At 37.2% G+C, this 15,570-nt stretch carries 15 protein-coding genes and 1 tRNA gene; 13 read left to right on the top strand and 3 right to left on the bottom strand.

Annotated features, from left to right (window positions below; genetic code table 11):
- Positions 1-74: 74 nt before the first annotated feature.
- The gene (locus SOP96_RS05320; RefSeq protein WP_326320010.1) at positions 75-857 is read right to left on the bottom strand and encodes a Rossmann-fold NAD(P)-binding domain-containing protein; all 783 of its coding nucleotides are present in this window, start codon (positions 855-857) and stop codon (positions 75-77) included.
- 214 nt (positions 858-1,071) lie between these two features.
- Here SOP96_RS05320 and SOP96_RS05315 point away from each other — a divergent pair, with 214 nt between their 5' ends.
- Together SOP96_RS05315 and SOP96_RS05310 are read left to right on the top strand one after the other, a co-directional pair.
- Positions 1,072-2,571, top strand: coding sequence for a PAS domain-containing protein (locus tag SOP96_RS05315; protein ID WP_326320009.1), 1,500 nt, complete (start codon positions 1,072-1,074; stop codon positions 2,569-2,571).
- Positions 2,572-2,573: 2 nt separating this feature from the next.
- A complete protein-coding gene (locus SOP96_RS05310) occupies positions 2,574-2,942 on the top strand; it encodes a response regulator transcription factor (RefSeq protein ID WP_326320008.1) in 369 nt (122 codons plus the stop codon).
- Positions 2,943-3,011: 69 nt separating this feature from the next.
- Here SOP96_RS05310 and SOP96_RS05305 read toward each other — a convergent pair whose 3' ends face one another.
- The gene (locus SOP96_RS05305) at positions 3,012-3,866 is read right to left on the bottom strand and encodes a cyanophycinase (protein WP_326320007.1); all 855 of its coding nucleotides are present in this window, start codon (positions 3,864-3,866) and stop codon (positions 3,012-3,014) included.
- A gap of 239 nt (positions 3,867-4,105) precedes the next feature.
- Between SOP96_RS05305 and SOP96_RS05300 the strand changes: the two genes are divergently transcribed.
- Both SOP96_RS05300 and SOP96_RS05295 read left to right on the top strand, forming a co-directional pair.
- Positions 4,106-4,702 carry a Crp/Fnr family transcriptional regulator gene (locus tag SOP96_RS05300; RefSeq protein ID WP_326320006.1) on the top strand — a complete coding sequence of 199 codons (597 nt, stop codon included), beginning with the start codon at positions 4,106-4,108 and terminating at the stop codon, positions 4,700-4,702.
- Between the two features lie 41 nt (positions 4,703-4,743).
- Positions 4,744-5,343, top strand: a complete 600-nt coding sequence (locus SOP96_RS05295; protein WP_326320005.1) for a DNA-3-methyladenine glycosylase — start codon at positions 4,744-4,746, stop codon at positions 5,341-5,343.
- A gap of 154 nt (positions 5,344-5,497) precedes the next feature.
- On the opposite strand, the gene SOP96_RS05290 is transcribed toward SOP96_RS05295, so the two are convergent.
- Positions 5,498-6,115, bottom strand: coding sequence for a DUF4142 domain-containing protein (locus SOP96_RS05290; protein ID WP_326320004.1), 618 nt, complete (start codon positions 6,113-6,115; stop codon positions 5,498-5,500).
- Between the two features lie 193 nt (positions 6,116-6,308).
- Here SOP96_RS05290 and xth point away from each other — a divergent pair, with 193 nt between their 5' ends.
- The 9 genes from xth to SOP96_RS05245 all read left to right on the top strand — a co-directional run bounded on the left by xth (position 6,309) and on the right by SOP96_RS05245 (position 15,498).
- The gene (gene xth, locus SOP96_RS05285; RefSeq protein WP_326320003.1) at positions 6,309-7,079 is read left to right on the top strand and encodes an exodeoxyribonuclease III; all 771 of its coding nucleotides are present in this window, start codon (positions 6,309-6,311) and stop codon (positions 7,077-7,079) included.
- A 228-nt stretch (positions 7,080-7,307) separates the two neighbouring features.
- A complete protein-coding gene (locus SOP96_RS05280) occupies positions 7,308-7,706 on the top strand; it encodes a Fur family transcriptional regulator (RefSeq protein WP_326320002.1) in 399 nt (132 codons plus the stop codon).
- A gap of 83 nt (positions 7,707-7,789) precedes the next feature.
- The gene (locus tag SOP96_RS05275) at positions 7,790-8,155 is read left to right on the top strand and encodes a response regulator transcription factor (protein WP_326320001.1); all 366 of its coding nucleotides are present in this window, start codon (positions 7,790-7,792) and stop codon (positions 8,153-8,155) included.
- A 140-nt stretch (positions 8,156-8,295) separates the two neighbouring features.
- Positions 8,296-8,383 (top strand) — tRNA-Ser (locus tag SOP96_RS05270).
- Between the two features lie 231 nt (positions 8,384-8,614).
- Positions 8,615-9,190 carry a helix-turn-helix domain-containing protein gene (locus tag SOP96_RS05265; protein WP_326320000.1) on the top strand — a complete coding sequence of 192 codons (576 nt, stop codon included), beginning with the start codon at positions 8,615-8,617 and terminating at the stop codon, positions 9,188-9,190.
- A gap of 330 nt (positions 9,191-9,520) precedes the next feature.
- Positions 9,521-12,346: a TonB-dependent receptor gene (locus SOP96_RS05260; RefSeq protein WP_326319999.1), complete on the top strand. Its 2,826-nt coding sequence runs from the start codon at positions 9,521-9,523 to the stop codon at positions 12,344-12,346.
- Positions 12,347-12,350: 4 nt separating this feature from the next.
- Complete coding sequence (locus tag SOP96_RS05255; RefSeq protein ID WP_326319998.1) at positions 12,351-13,661, top strand: DUF5690 family protein; 1,311 nt, start codon at positions 12,351-12,353, stop codon at positions 13,659-13,661.
- A gap of 9 nt (positions 13,662-13,670) precedes the next feature.
- On the top strand, positions 13,671-14,825 hold the full coding sequence (locus tag SOP96_RS05250) for a TIGR03364 family FAD-dependent oxidoreductase (protein ID WP_326319997.1): 1,155 nt from the start codon (positions 13,671-13,673) through the stop codon (positions 14,823-14,825).
- A 4-nt stretch (positions 14,826-14,829) separates the two neighbouring features.
- Positions 14,830-15,498: an HAD-IA family hydrolase gene (locus SOP96_RS05245; protein ID WP_326319996.1), complete on the top strand. Its 669-nt coding sequence runs from the start codon at positions 14,830-14,832 to the stop codon at positions 15,496-15,498.
- The last annotated feature ends 72 nt before the right edge of the window (positions 15,499-15,570 follow it).

The raw sequence follows: 15,570 nt of genomic DNA, 5'->3' as shown, positions 1-15,570 counted from the left end.
GGCTCATCATTGTCTTAGCATAAAGCAGACCATTTTTAAGCAAAACCTGAAAATATTTTTTAATATGAATAAATTTACAGTAAATTAATATTACGATCTTCATGAAAGTGTTCCGGATCTGGATAAATAAAAGTATACTCTAATTCTGAAATGAGTTTTTCAGATGAGATAATTCTCTTATCATCGCTTTGCTTTATCCCTTCAATTTCCTGATTATTCTGTGCCGCTAAAACTTGCTGTTTTGATGGATGAAGCGGTGCAACAACATTATACAATTCTTCTTTAATATTTTTTTCAATCATTTTTAAAATCACTTCTGCAATATCTTTGTAATGAATATGATTGACAACACCTGATAAATCTGAAATATTGAAATTCTTCAAAAGCCTTGAATCTCCCATCAATCCGCCAAGTCTCAAGATATTGACCTGTGGAAAAGCCTCTTTAACTTTATTTTCAACAAAAACATTTTCAGCAGGCTGCATTTCTTCGGTAAAAAGTCCGGGCTCATCAGGATAAACGCTTGTGGTACTCATAAAAAATACCTGCTTTTCAAATTTTCCTGTAAATGAAAATAAGTCTGAAAGCTTCTTTTCCAGTATTTTCTTCGATGATCTTCTTTCCGAAAAAGGAACCGTAATAATAAGGATATCCAGCTCAGGAACATTATTCCACAGCTCAGGAAATTCGTTTTTCTCTTCACTAAAACATGCAAGATCTGCGTGAATTCCTTTAGAACGGATATCTTGAAGCTTCTGCGGCGATGTGGTAGTTGTAAATATTTCAAAATTTCCAGAAAATCTTTCACCTATTCTTGATCCCAGCCAGCCATATCCTATAATCCCGATTTTTTTCATATTAATTATAAAAAGTAAAGATACGTTCTTATCCTACTTAATAGAAAAAACGCATACTTTTTAGATATTAAATTGAAAAATTAAATTGAAGGCATATTATTTGCGGATAACCTTGTAGCATTTATGGAAATTTGCAAAACATTCTTCTTTTTCCCATATTTGCACATCAATGAAAGTTTAAAGCTTGGAAACTTGACAAAACAGCTATAATCTGATGAATAACAACATTGACATTTATATACAGGCACTGAACTCTGCCAACTGCGGAATTATCATCACCGATAATACCCAGCCGGATAATCCTATCGTCTATTGTAACAGGGCCTTTGAAACCATCACAGGATATTCGCATGATGAAATCATCGGGCACAATTGCCGGTTTCTTCAGGGACAGGACAGATCACAGCCCGAAAGAGATTTCATTAAAGATTGCATCAGAAAAGGAAAAGACTGCAAACTTGAAATAAGAAATTACAAAAAAGACGGAAAACTTTTCTGGAATGAACTTTATGTTTCCCCTGTAAAGAATGAAGCCGGCGTTATCACGCATTTCATCGGGGTGCAAAATGATATCACACAACGCAAAAAAGCAGAGCATGAACTGAGGGAAGAAAAATCTTCAGTAGAAAGAAAGATTCTTGAAAGAACAAGAGAACTTGTAGACAGTGAAGCTTTTCTTTCAAGTATTGTGCAGACCGTGAGAGAAAGTTTGCTGGTACTTGATGCCGATTACAGAGTATTGAGTGCTAATACGCATTTTTTAAATTCATTTAAAGTAACTTCAGAAGATACCGTAGGGAAAATTCTTTTTGAGCTGGGTAATCATCAATGGGATATTGAACCGTTGAAAGAGCTTCTTACAAAGATATTACCTACCAATAATCCGGTGATTGATTATGAAGTAGAACATGATTTTCCGCACATCGGTAAAAAAGTAATGCTCCTGAATGCTTACCGTATCGAATTTGAAGGACAATATAAAGACAGAATCCTTATTGCGATTGAAGATATTACTGAGAAAAAGGAACTTGACCGAAGAAAAGATGATTTTCTGTCGATTGCAAGCCATGAGCTGAAAACCCCTCTTACCACCATAAAAGGCCTTGTGCAGCTGCTACAGAGAATGGTTCCTGAAAATTCTCCTGAAAAATTCAACACAACCCTTGATAAAGTTTCGGTGTATGTAGACCGTCTGAATATACTTATTTCTGATCTTTTGGATACCTCCAAGATACAGTCGGGAAATATAGAACTGCATCTTGATCCTTTTGACATTGATAAAACCATTCGCGATACGGTTGAAAACCTTTCCGTATCGGCGCCGCATCATAAAATATCGTTAACAGGATCTACCAATGCTACAATCCTGGGTGACGAGCTGCAGATCTCACAGGTTATCAATAATTTGATTTCGAATGCCATCAAATATTCTCCGGGATCGGATAAGGTAGATATTTACATCAACAGGGTCGGAAATTTCGTAAAAGTTTCAGTAACAGACTACGGAATGGGAATAAGCGCTCAGGACAAAGCCAAGATTTTCGACCGCTTTTTCAGAGCGAGAGAAATACAGAAAAAATTTCCGGGACTGGGAATCGGGCTTTATATTTCGCATGAAATCATCGCCAACCACAACGGTACACTTTGGGTAGAAAGTGAAATCGGGCAAGGTTCTACATTTAGTTTTACTTTACCCATCATGAAAAATCACTGAAAATGAATAGCAAAAAGATAATGGTCTGTGATGATGATCAGGGAATCCTGGATGTTTTGCAGATGCTTCTGGAATCGGAAGGTTTTACCGTTTTCACCGAAATCAACAGTACGAATCTCATTAAGCAGATTCAGATTGACAAACCCGATCTTATTCTTCTGGATCTGTGGATGCCCCTTTTATCGGGCGACCAGGTTTTAAAAGCAATCAGAAGTACACAGGAAATTAAAGATCTCCCGGTAATTGTACTTTCTGCAAGTGTAGACGGAGATGATATAGCAGCAGATGCCGGAGCAAATGATTTTGTTGCGAAACCGTTTGATCTCGACAATATCGTTGCGAAAATAAATAACCTGCTGGTTTTACAATAAGCCATTTTAAAGGATATAAATGTAAAGGAATAAGCTGAGACAGGCATATTCCTTTATTTTATTGTTTATCTATTCAGGAGCGTGAAATTCCCCCGATTCAAGGTTGATGCAACAGCCGTCTGTGATGATATGCACTTTAAGATTTTCTCCATATACAGGATGGCCGTCTTCCACTGTTTCTATATTGGTCTTTCCGATTTCTTTCGCGCTGATTGCGATCACCATTCCCGAACCTTTACAGATTGCTTTCTTTCCTTCTTCAATTAAAAGTGCGGTATCTTCCCCCAAACCAATTCCAAAACATTCACGGTGTAGCATTACGGCATGAGCCAGCCTCCCGAATCTCCCCCTGTGAACAAAATGGGTATCAACAATACACTCTGATAAAAACCCAAGTCCTGCTGAAATTCTAATATCATTGTCCAGGATGGCTTCATCTTCTTCATCTTCGAAGATAATAATTTCCGGCATGCACATGGCTCCAGCGCTGGTTCCGGCAATGATAAAATCTTTTTCACTGAGGTATTTTTCCATCAGCACATCACAGATTTCGGTATTTCTAATTTCATCACAAATTTTTTTCTGGTCGCCACCGGTGAAAAAAACAACTCTACTTTTTCTGATCCTTTCCACATAATCATCTTCATTTTTACCCGTGAAGTGAATAAATCCGAAGTTGGAATATCCTATCTCTTTAAATGTTTTGGTATAGGTTTCACGCATGCTTTCAGGCTCTGAACTGGCCGTGGTGATAACTTCAATTCTGTCGGTTTTATTCTTTAAAAGAAGTTTAAGAATTTCGTGTGGAATAAACTCTTTATTTCTGTGCTTCATTTCAACATCTGTTCCGTTCCGGTCTTCTTTACCTCCAATAATCAAAAGCTTCCCTTTTGGGACTACCCTGTCTTTCTCTTTCGTATCCATATGAATATTTTATAATCTGTTGTATCTAATTTAAAGAAGAACTCTGAGAATACGATTGATTCTGATCAATTCAGATATATTTTTATTTATTATGCTCTCCTGTAATGATTTATTTAAATTTCAAATAAACAAAATGAAAGTAGTATGATACAGATCATAATTTTTTGCGGTTTATAATCATACCTTAGAGAGTATTTTAGAATTAATTTTCACGGTTTTTAACTTAAAAAAAACAGATTATGCTAATTGAAGAAGAACTTTTACTATCGTATGGTGCAGCAATTGAAGATCTGAAAACTTCTGAAATAATTTTCGAAGAAGGAGACACTCCGAAACTCTTTTACCAGATCAGAAAAGGCAGGATAAAGCTAAGTCATTTTAATGAAGACGGAAAAGAACTCATTCTTGCTGTCCTCCATGATGGTTTTAGTGTCTGTGAGCTGTTGCTTTTCATTGATAAAAAATATCCCGTAAACGCAGTTGCCATTGAGCCGACAAGCATCATTACGCTTTCTAAAGAAAAATTCATGAAGCTTCTGGATGAAAACCCTGTAATTTCAAGGGATATCAATAGTTTTTTATCCCAAAGATTATATTACAAATACATTATGCTGCAGAACAATACCTCGCTTCATCCCGAGATCAGGATTAAAGGCGCTTTAGAATATCATAAAAGCTTCAGCAACGATTTGTCTAAATTTGCTTTTGAAGTTCCTTTTACAAGAAAAGAACTTGGTGCGATAACCGGTTTGCGTACTGAAACCGTAGTAAGAAGCATCAAAAAACTCGAAAAAAAACATTATCTTAAAATAATAGAAAGAAAAATATACGTTTAAAGGTTAAAATTATTACTTTCAAATCATTATACGTATGTTTTATGACAAAGCTAAAACCGGAATATTATCAAAATCCTGATGTGATTTTTCTTGCCAGGAATCTTTTAGGCAAAATACTTTTCACGAAAAAGAACGGAGAAATCACCGCCGGAATAATTACCGAGACCGAAGCGTATTTCGGAGAAGAGGATAAAGCTTCCCATGCTTACGGCGGAAAGCGGACTTTGAGAACAGAAGCCATGTTTCAGACTGGTGGATTTTCCTATATTTATTTATGTTACGGTATTCATCACCTTTTTAATATTGTTGTTTCAGGAGAGAACGACCCCAAAAGTGTTCTGGTACGAGCCGTTGAGCCTTTTGAAGGGTTATCGTTTATTGAAAGTAGAAGAAACAGGCCTGCATCTGATAAAACCATTTCTTCAGGTCCCGGATCTGTCTGCAAAGCGTTGGGAATTGATATGACATTCAACCAAAAACCTTTGACAGGAGAAGAAATATGGATTGAAGAATCCGGGTTAGAGTACAGTCCTGGTGAAATTGTCTCTACTCCACGCATCGGTGTTGCTTATGCCGGAGAGCACGCTCTTTTGCCGCTTCGGTTTTATATTAAAAATAACAGTTATATAAGTAAAAAATAAAAATTTTTAGGATATCGTTTTTTAAATAATATATTATTCAAATCTTATGTGCCTTTTATATAAAAGTTTAACACCGCTTTAAAAAAATTACGGAAGACCAAAAGATCTCCCGCAATTAAATTGGATTTATAATATTGAATATGTTTCTGTATGATTATTTTACAGCATTTTTTGTCTTTTCAGCTTCCATCAAGTGATGTTCCAATGTAGGAAGTGTTGTGCTTGCGAAGGACTTTAACGATGCTTCAGATCCTTCAGCAGCCTGCTTTTTGAATTCAGCAATATCTTTCTGGTGGTCTTTTACCATAAGATCTGCGTACATACGGTCAAATTCCGCACCTTTTTTAGCTTTAAGATCGTCGTATTGTTTCTGTTGTTCGGCATTCATAGTTGTTGGTAAAGTATATCCTGAAGCAGAAGCCCATTTTTTAAGTTCGTTATTGGCTTTTCCATGGTCTTTTACCATCATTGCTCCCAGTGATTTTACGGATGCATTAGATGCATTGGCTGAAGCCAGCTCTCCAAGCATTACTTCCATCATTCCTCCTGTTGCTGCTGCGTCTGCAAATTTTTTATCCTGATCACTCAATGTACTGTTAGCAGCATTAGAATCAGACATTGCCGTAGTTGCAGAATCTCCCGCGTTCATCGATGTATCCGCAGGAGCAGACATTGCCGCTGAATCTGTAGACTGATCGGTATTGGTGGTTTCATTTTTCTTACAAGCTACCATTGCAGCAACTGCAAGAATTGTTAAAATTGAATTTTTCATAATATTATTGTAAAATGGTTAAAAATAAACAGCAATTATTATTGCTCACGCTGATAGTAACAATTTATTTGCCAAAGTTTAATAAATCAATCATTTATGATACCACATCTAGTTTTAATTTAAATTGTGTGAAAAATATTCCTTTGTGATGGAACGGATATTGTGGAATAAAAGCAACTGATTTCTATAGGATATGAAAATAGCAACTTATAATGTAAACGGAGTCAACGGCAGGCTTCCTGTTCTCCTGCGCTGGCTTGAAGAAGCGCAGCCTGATATTGTATGCCTTCAGGAATTAAAGGCTCCACAAGAACGGTTTCCTATCGGTGAAATCAATGCTGCGGGTTATCAGGCAATCTGGAAAGGGCAAAAAAGCTGGAATGGTGTTGCAATACTTGCAAAAAACATGGAAATTACCGAAGTGCAAAACGCTTTACCCGGAGATCCCGAAGATGGGCAAAGCAGGTATATTGAAGCCATTATCAACCAGACTGTTATTTGTTGCCTGTATCTTCCGAACGGAAATCCGTACCCCGGGCCCAAATTCGATTACAAGCTGGCATGGATCAAACGCTTAAAAAAAAGAATTAATCAGCTTATAGAAATGGATCTTCCTGCCGTTGTTATCGGAGATTTCAATATCATTCCTACAGCATCCGATGTCTATAAACCCGAACGATGGGAAGACAATGCGCTTTACAGAAAGGAGGTTAAAACCGCCTACAAACAAATCCTTGCGAAAGGCTGGACAGATGCGATCCGTACACTGTATCCCGATGAAACGATGTATACATTTTGGGATTATCTTTATAATTCTTACAACCGGAATGCGGGAATGCGGCTTGATCATATCCTGTTGAGCCCCTATCTGGCAGGAAACCTGAAATCGGGAGGTGTTGACAAGCATGTGCGGGGATGGGAAAAAAGCAGCGACCATGCGCCGGTATGGATTACGGTGGAGTAATTATTATAATAACTGCAAATGTTCTTACTTAATGAAATTTAAATCACCAAATATTTGATGCAGGAGTCACATGAGCTATAATTAAAGGTTTGCTGCTATTTTAGAACATAGAAAGTTAAATCTTTGATTTTTAATATTATCATCTGTTTTCTGAATAAATTTTAAAATATTCTATTCTTATTGTAACTTTGTTGCAGATCAGATGAGGTTCCTATAATTAAATTCAACATGAAACAGGTACGAAACACACAGGCAAAAACAGAAATACTACATCTTTTAAACAATGCTACCAGTGCTTTGTCGCATCATGAAATACAGGAAAAACTACACGGACTGTGCAATCGGGTTACAATATACCGCGTTTTGGAGCGGCTTGAAAAAGAAGGTAAAATCCATAAAATTGTGAATATGGACGGGGTTATTAATTATGCCAGATGCCACAATTGCCACAAGGAAAAACATTTACACAATCATTTACATTTTAATTGTGAACAATGTAAAGAAGTCACCTGTATAGACAATATTGTTCCAGATATTACCCTACCTGAAAATTTCACTGCACACAGCTATAATTTTGTCATCAGCGGAATATGCCGGAAATGCAATGATCTTCACCAAACTTCTTAATCAGATTTTACAATTCTTTTAGCAATTGCTGTAAAATTTTACTGTTGCTGAAAATTTGGCTTTGTTTTTGCGATGCAACGGTTATGAAAACAATTTTTATACTTGAAGATGAGACAGGCATCAGAGATGCACTACAGCTCCTCCTGTCATTTGAAGACTATGATGTCCGTTCTTTCTCTACCGTAGAAGCATTCAATAACAGGGATCTTTCTATAGCACCGGATATCTTTATATTGGATGTGATGATGCCCGACGGAAACGGAATTGATGTTTGCAATGAACTGAGAACACGTCCCGAAACAGCAAATATTCCCATCATGATTATGAGCGCCCATGCCAAAGATCATGAAGTAATCAGCAGATGTAACGCCGATGAATTTATCAGCAAACCTTTTGATATTGACGAAGTGCTCCTGAAGATTGACAACCTTTTGGTTGCAAGCAACTAATTTCGGTATTTGCGAAACTCAGAAATAGCATATTTTTTACGCAAAGGAAGTGCAATAAACGCATGATTAAAATATTTTGCAGGTATTAAAAATATTTCTATATTTGCACCACTGAAAACGACGATACAATCGCAGTTGAGGGAGAGTTGGCAGAGTGGTCGATTGCGGCAGTCTTGAAAACTGTTGACTGTAACAGGTCCGGGGGTTCGAATCCCTCACTCTCCGCCAGGTTAGAAACCAAAATAAGCTAAAACGCTGTAAACATCAATGTTTACAGCGTTTTTCGTTTTATGTAATATTCTTCATGGATATCTCGCATCGTGCAGGGCTTTTAATAGCAAATAAGCCAACCATGATGCCTTTAATTATTAATCTCTTTCTGATTTTCAGAAATCATAAAAAAATATTTCAAATACCATTATATTTGCAGAATATTACTATTTGTAAACTACAACAATAATGAGTGACTTTATTATAGGAATTGGGAAAAGAATTAAAGATATCAGAAAAGAGAGCGGTCTCACCATTAATGAGCTGGCCAATCGTGCCAATGTCAGCAACGGACTGATTTCAAGGATTGAAAACGGCAGAACCATACCTTCGCTGCCTGTATTACTGGATCTTATTCAGTCGCTGGATATTGATGCAAGTTATTTTTTTGAAGGAGTGGAAAAAGACAGCACGTCTAAATTTATGTATATTCCGAGGGAAAACCAGCACATTATCGAAAAAGAAATTGAAGCGCAGGGTTTCACCTATATGCACATTTTCAGCAAGAGTCTTAATTCTTTAGGATTTGAAGCAGTTTTACTTACCTTGGAACCCAACTCCAAAAGAGAAAAAGTAATTACGGATGCCTGGGAATTTAAATATATCCTTAAAGGAAAAGTGAAATATCTGATAGATCAGGAAGAAATAATACTTTCAGAAGGTGATGCACTATATTTTAATGGCAGACATCCCCATGTTCCGGTAAGTATCTCTCATGAATCATGCGTCATGCTGGTTCTTTATCTTTATTCAGAAAAAAACTGAATGTAATCACAAAAAAAATTATCATCTTTATTTTAAAAGTTTACTATTAGTAAACTTTTATTTTTTCTATTTAACAATTAAATAACAATTTGTTCATCTTGCTTTATCAAAATTATTGTAATACAGAATAATTTTCAACAATAGTAATCCAAGCTTTAACCCTTATTGTAGGGAATTTGCAATGTATTCAGATCATCACGCAAAACAAAATCTCACATTTTTTTGTTCACATTAAAGACGAAATTTATTTACCATTCTTTAATATTAAAAGTTTATAAATATTAAAAATCAGCTTTATTTTTGCGGTGTAATTTTAATATTTGTAAAAAAATGAATACGATATTCAAAAAAAGCTTTGTTCCGCTGTTTGCATGTTGCACCATTGGAGTATTCGCACAAAAGCAGATTATTACAGGAATTGTTTCCGATGATAATCAGGCACTACCCGGTGCAGCAGTTACTGTTGAAGGTACCTCAAAAGTGATTATTACAGATTCCCAAGGCAGATTCAGCATCAGCGACCTGAAAGCCGGGCAATATAATCTGAAAGTAAGCTATATCGGTTTTGAATCTAAAAGCCTGAAGATAGAAATTCTTGACGCACAAAATCTTGATTTAGGAAGTATCATTTTATACCAGCGTCAAAAAAATATTGATGAAGTAGTTGTTACCGGAACCTTAAAAAATAGTGAGGCCCGCGCATTAAATATGCAGAAAAACGCCATCAACATTTCAAATGTTATCGCCTCCGATGGCATCGGAAAGCTTCCGGACAGAAACGCTGCGGAGACCGTTCAAAGGGTGCAGGGTGTTTCTATTGAAAGAGATCAGGGCGAAGGAAGATTTGTTTCATTGAGAGGTTTACCGCCATTCTGGGCTTCAACAACGATTAACGGAAACAGGCTTCCGACGGCAGAAGAAGAAACAACATCCAGAGCAACTGCGTTTGATTTTTTCCCCACTGAACTAATTTCCTACGTGCATGTCAATAAGTCTTTCACTCCTGATATGGAAGCAGACGGAATCGGCGGCGGTGTGAATTTCATCACCAAAACCCCTCCCATGAAAACTGAATTCAGGGGAACTTTAGGAACAGGATACAATGCAAAATCTGATAAAGGTGTTTATAACATCGGACTTCTGTACGGAGGGAGAACAAAAAATAAAAAATTCGGCTACCTTATTAATTTTTCGCACTTCATCAGAAACTGGTCAACGGATAATTTTGAAGCCAGAAGAAGCGGTGACGAAGGAGTCTTCAGAATGGAACTCAGAGATTACAACGGAGTAAGAAAAACCACCGGAGCCAATGCAGCATTAGAATATACATTGTCACCAAAAAGCACACTGTACCTGAAAGGAATGTACGGTACCCTCTCCGATGATGAAACGCATTACAAGCATAGGGTAAGATTTGATAAATTCAGCAGTGCAAATAATACGGCAAGGGTAGAACTTCAGAATATTCATAATCTTTTGATTACTGAGCTTACATCGGTTTCTCTGGGCGGAGTTCATCAGCTCAATAAAAGTAAAATCGACTGGGATGTATCTTATTACAACAATCTTTTTAAATACGGAAATATTCCGGATAAACAGAACAATTCTTATTACGTTATTAAATATACCCAGAATGGTGTCGGCATTAACCCTAATTATATTTCAGACAAAGGGGTCGGTCCAAGAGCCTACTGGAAAGCAGATGGCGGAAAATTAGACTATAAGGATCCGGATGCATTATTCGGGTTTTACAGTAATCCCGATTTTAAAATGGATGCTTCCCAAATGAGATTTACCGATCTTGAATTCTATAAAGTATATGTTCAGGAAAAGGATAAAATTGTCGCAGGTTTCAACCATGAAATCAATGTTTCAGATAAACTGAACTTAAAATACGGATTCAAATACCGCGATAAAGAAAGGAACGCAAAATTCTCAGATATTTTCTACAACTGGAGCAACGGAACTGCACCGCTCCTCTCAGGTTTTGGACAGCATATCACGACACAGCCGGGCGGAACCGATTATTTAAGTGAAATGAATACCCATATCGGAAATACGTTCGGACCTGTACTAACAACGGGAGGCATGGATCAGTTCTGGTTTCAGAATCAGGGGAATTTAACCATTAATAAAACCGATTCGGAAGCGCTGGAATACAATAAAGCATTGGGAAGAAACTTTGATGTTTTTGAAAAACATGCCGATGCATACGGTATGGGAACATATAAAATTAACGATAAAATTACCATTCTCGGAGGGATAAGATTTTCCAATACCCATACAAAAGTAAAAGGTTATAATGTTGTTAACAATGCCTTAACCGAGGTTGAGAATACAAAAGACTATCTTGCAGTTTTGCCGATGTTGCATTTTAAATATACCATCAACGATAAAACAAATTTGAGATTTGCTGCAACAAGAACCTTCTCCAGGCCCAATTTCGGAGATCTTACGCCGGGAGGAACATATATTGAAGCAGACAACGAGTTTAAAGGAGGAAATCCCAATTTGAACCCCACCTACTCTATTAATTTAGATGTAATGGTCGAACATTATTTCTCCAATGTCGGAATCGTAAGCGGAGGTGTTTTCTATAAATCGATTACAGACCCTATTTTTCAGGATTCCTTTATCGGATCTTACAACGGAATTACCGGCGTTCAGTTCAGCGCACCGAATAACGGGAAAGCTGCATGGTTGGGCGGAATTGAACTGGGAATCAACAGAAGGTTCGATTTTTTACCGGGATTCCTTCAGTATTTCGGCACACAGCTCAATGCCACTTTCATGACTTCAGAAATGGAAAAGCCAAGCGGCAGAAAAGTAAAGCTCCCGTATCAGGCCAAAGAATTGTATAATCTCCAGTTATTTTTCGAGAAAAATGGCTTTAATGCAAGACTGGCGTACAACCATAAAGGAAAATTTGCCGTAGAATATGCAGAAGAAGACCTTTACGATTCTTATTATGGTAAATACAGCAATTTAGACTTCGGAACTTCTTATCAGATTAATAAGCACTTTACGGTTTTTGCAGATGTAAACAACATCCTGAACAAACCTTTGGTTTATCATTTCGGGGAAAGCCAGGACAGGCCGGAGCAGGTGGAATATTACGGAGTACGCGGAAACATCGGTGTAAAAGTTAATTTCTAACAGGATGAAAACAATCGCCGGTACAAACAATACTGTAAACGTAACATTAAAAGCGGCCATAGCAGCTTTCGGAGTCTACTTCTGCATGTATGCTTTCAGAAAACCCTTTACGGTAGCTTCATTCAGCAATCTTCATTTCTTCGGATTTGATTACAAGATTTTAATAATCATCGCACAGGCTGTGGGATATTTTATCTCGAAATTTATCGGAATTAAATTTATTTCGGAATTAAAACCACAAAAAAGAATTGTTTTTCTATTAAGTTTCATCGCAGCTGCAGAGCTTGCCTTACTGGGATTTGCTTCTGTCCCTGCTCCGTACAATATTATCTTCATGTTTATCAACGGGATTCCGCTCGGGATGATCTGGGGAATTGTATTCTCTTACATTGAGGGCAGAAAAACCACGGAAATTATCGGATTATTTCTCTGTTCAAGCTTTGTGGTTTCGTCTGGTGTGGTAAAATCTGCAGGAAAGTTTTTAATGGATACTTTCGGAATTACAGAATTCTGGATGCCTTTTGCAACAGGCCTGATTTTTATTATTCCGCTGATCATCTTTGCCGTTTTACTAAATAAAATCCCGGCTCCGAATGACGAAGATATTGCCCTGAAAAAAGAAAGAAAAACGCTCAGTGAAGCAGAAAGAAAATCGCTGGTTAAAAAATTCTTCATTCCATTGGTAAGCATCACAATTTTATACATCAGCTTAACTGTTTTAAGAGATTTCAGGGACAATTTCAGCAGGGAAATCTGGGATGAAATGAACGGAAAAACAGACAGCGCCACGTTTACCTTAACCGAAATTCCGATTTCCATTATGGTTTTGCTGATCCTTGTCTGGATGGTGAAAGTGAAAAACAACCGTAAAGCTTTTAGCTGTTATCATTACATTTTGTTTGGCGGAATAAGCTTCGTAGGATTATCTACTTTTTTATTTCAAAACGGTACAATATCCCCATTTCTATGGATGACGGTATCAGGTTTCGGAATGTACCTTTGCTATATCCCATTCAACGGAATTTATTTTGACAGGATGATTGCTGCTTTTAATATTAAAGGAAACGTAGGATTCTTTATTTATTTTGTGGATGCATTTGGCTATCTCGGAAGTGTTTCGGTGCTATTCCTGAAGAACCTGAGCTCGGCAGATCATTCATGGCTGGAATTTTATATCCATCTGAATTATATTATTGCTGCATTAGTTCTTCTTTTTTCGGTAACGGCATTCTTAGCCTTTCAAAAAAAATCAAAATCAAAACTAAAGGAAGAAAACAGCTCACCGCTCATCAGTTTTGATCCATTTAAAGCTTAAAAAAATAATATGAATACTCAATATGACCTCATCGTTGTAGGTGGTGGAATTTTAGGAACATTCCACGCGTACCACGCTTTACAGAAAAACCTGAAAGTTGCTGTTGTAGAAAGAAATTCTGTTCCGCAGGGGGCTACCGTAAGAAATTTCGGGCAGGTAGTACCGTCTGGAATGGATATCAAATGGCAGAATTTCGGAAAAGAAAGTTTAAGGATTTATAAAGAACTTCAGCTTAAGGCCGATCTTACCGTGAGACAAAACGGCTCGGTGTATATTGCTTCAAATGATGAAGAGCTTCAGCTGATCAGTGAGCTGGCAGAGATTAACAAAAACAACGATTACGATTCGGTGCTTCTTTCAAAAAGTGAATGTATCCGGAAGTTTGACGGTTTAAGATCCGACTACTGCAAAGGAGGATTGTTTTTCCCGCAGGAAATTTCGGTGGATTCAGGGGAGATGATTGTAAAGCTGCATCAATATCTGAAGTATCACGAAGGTCTGGATATTTTTTACAATACAACGGTTGTAGAAACAGCTGAAAACAATTCAAATTGTACTGTTACAACAGCAGATGGAAAGAAAATGCATTCCTCAAAAATTATTATTTGTGGCGGGAATGAGTTTAAAACTTTATATCCTGAAGTTTTTAATACAAGCGACCTGGAAGTAAGCAAGCTTCAGATGCTGCAGACTAAACCACAGGGAATTTATTCTCTTCCGGGAAATATCCTTACCGGATTATCTATAAGACGATACGAATCTTTCAGTGAATGCGCCTCATTTAAATCCATTAAAGAAAAAGAAGATAAAAACTCTTTTGAAAAGAAATTCGGAATTCATATTTTGTTTAAACAGGCTTTGGACGGCTCTGTGATCATAGGAGATTCCCATGAGTATGCCGATGCCGCCCATGCGGATGATCTTGGCTACGATCTCAATATGGAAATTGATGAATTTATGATCAAGGAAGCCAGGAAAATAATCGACCTCCCAACGTATGAAATTCAGAGAAGATGGTTCGGAATTTACTCTCAGTGCAAAACCAGAGATATTTTCGAATATAATGTTTCGCCTAACATACATATCGTGACGGGTATCGGCGGAAAAGGGATGACCGGAAGCGGGGGCTATTCAAAATTTAATATCAATACAATTTTTTCTTAAAAAAATGAATATACAATTATTGGTTCTGGATATGGCCGGAACAACAATCGATGAAGATAACGTAGTGTATAAAACACTTACAAAAGCTGTAACCGATTATGGCTACAATGTAACTTTAAGTATGGTGCTTGAAGTCTGTGCAGGAATGGAAAAAGCAGAAGCCATAAAAAATCTCCTGGAAAAAATCGGCGGCAATACACATGATACCGAAGCAATATTCGAAAACTTCTCAGACGACCTGGCTCTTGCCTATAATGATCTCAACGTAAAACCCATCGCTGGTGTTGAAGAGTTTTTATTAAAAGTAAAATCAAACGGCAAAAAAGTGGTTTTAAATACCGGGTACACGGAAAATATTGCAAAACAGCTGCTCTCAAAATTAAACTGGGAAAAACATATTCATTTTGATGATCTGATTACGGCAGATGATGTTTCTGAAAGCCGCCCGAGCCCCGAAATGATCAGGCTGGCTATGTCAAAATTCGGTATTTCCGATGCCAGGCAGGTTTTAAAAGCAGGAGATTCTGCCATTGATATTGAAGAAGGAAAAAATGCAGGATGCGGTCTTACCATCGGAGTCCTGAGCGGTGCGCAAAGCAGAGAACAGCTTGAAGCCGTTCAACCCGATTATATCTTCAACACGCTTTCAGAGTCTGAAAAAGTTCTTTACTGATTCTTTATAAAAGCTGTTTTGCAGAATCACATTCTATAAGCAGTTTTCGAAATATTCAACAATAATCTTTAA

Source organism: Chryseobacterium salviniae, assembly GCF_035819015.1.
Classification (GTDB): domain Bacteria; phylum Bacteroidota; class Bacteroidia; order Flavobacteriales; family Weeksellaceae; genus Chryseobacterium; species Chryseobacterium salviniae.
Note: the sequence above shows the minus strand (reverse complement) of the source record. Positions and strands in the feature narration are given on the sequence as shown.

Coding starts and splice junctions, on each gene's coding strand:
- SOP96_RS05320 (WP_326320010.1), bottom strand. CDS start 857: ATGAAAAAAATCGGGATTATAGGATATGGCTGGCTGGGATCAAGAATA.
- SOP96_RS05315 (WP_326320009.1), top strand. CDS start 1,072: ATGAATAACAACATTGACATTTATATACAGGCACTGAACTCTGCCAAC.
- SOP96_RS05310 (WP_326320008.1), top strand. CDS start 2,574: ATGAATAGCAAAAAGATAATGGTCTGTGATGATGATCAGGGAATCCTG.
- SOP96_RS05305 (WP_326320007.1), bottom strand. CDS start 3,866: ATGGATACGAAAGAGAAAGACAGGGTAGTCCCAAAAGGGAAGCTTTTG.
- SOP96_RS05300 (WP_326320006.1), top strand. CDS start 4,106: ATGCTAATTGAAGAAGAACTTTTACTATCGTATGGTGCAGCAATTGAA.
- SOP96_RS05295 (WP_326320005.1), top strand. CDS start 4,744: ATGACAAAGCTAAAACCGGAATATTATCAAAATCCTGATGTGATTTTT.
- SOP96_RS05290 (WP_326320004.1), bottom strand. CDS start 6,115: ATGAAAAATTCAATTTTAACAATTCTTGCAGTTGCTGCAATGGTAGCT.
- xth (WP_326320003.1), top strand. CDS start 6,309: ATGAAAATAGCAACTTATAATGTAAACGGAGTCAACGGCAGGCTTCCT.
- SOP96_RS05280 (WP_326320002.1), top strand. CDS start 7,308: ATGAAACAGGTACGAAACACACAGGCAAAAACAGAAATACTACATCTT.
- SOP96_RS05275 (WP_326320001.1), top strand. CDS start 7,790: ATGAAAACAATTTTTATACTTGAAGATGAGACAGGCATCAGAGATGCA.
- SOP96_RS05265 (WP_326320000.1), top strand. CDS start 8,615: ATGAGTGACTTTATTATAGGAATTGGGAAAAGAATTAAAGATATCAGA.
- SOP96_RS05260 (WP_326319999.1), top strand. CDS start 9,521: ATGAATACGATATTCAAAAAAAGCTTTGTTCCGCTGTTTGCATGTTGC.
- SOP96_RS05255 (WP_326319998.1), top strand. CDS start 12,351: ATGAAAACAATCGCCGGTACAAACAATACTGTAAACGTAACATTAAAA.
- SOP96_RS05250 (WP_326319997.1), top strand. CDS start 13,671: ATGAATACTCAATATGACCTCATCGTTGTAGGTGGTGGAATTTTAGGA.
- SOP96_RS05245 (WP_326319996.1), top strand. CDS start 14,830: ATGAATATACAATTATTGGTTCTGGATATGGCCGGAACAACAATCGAT.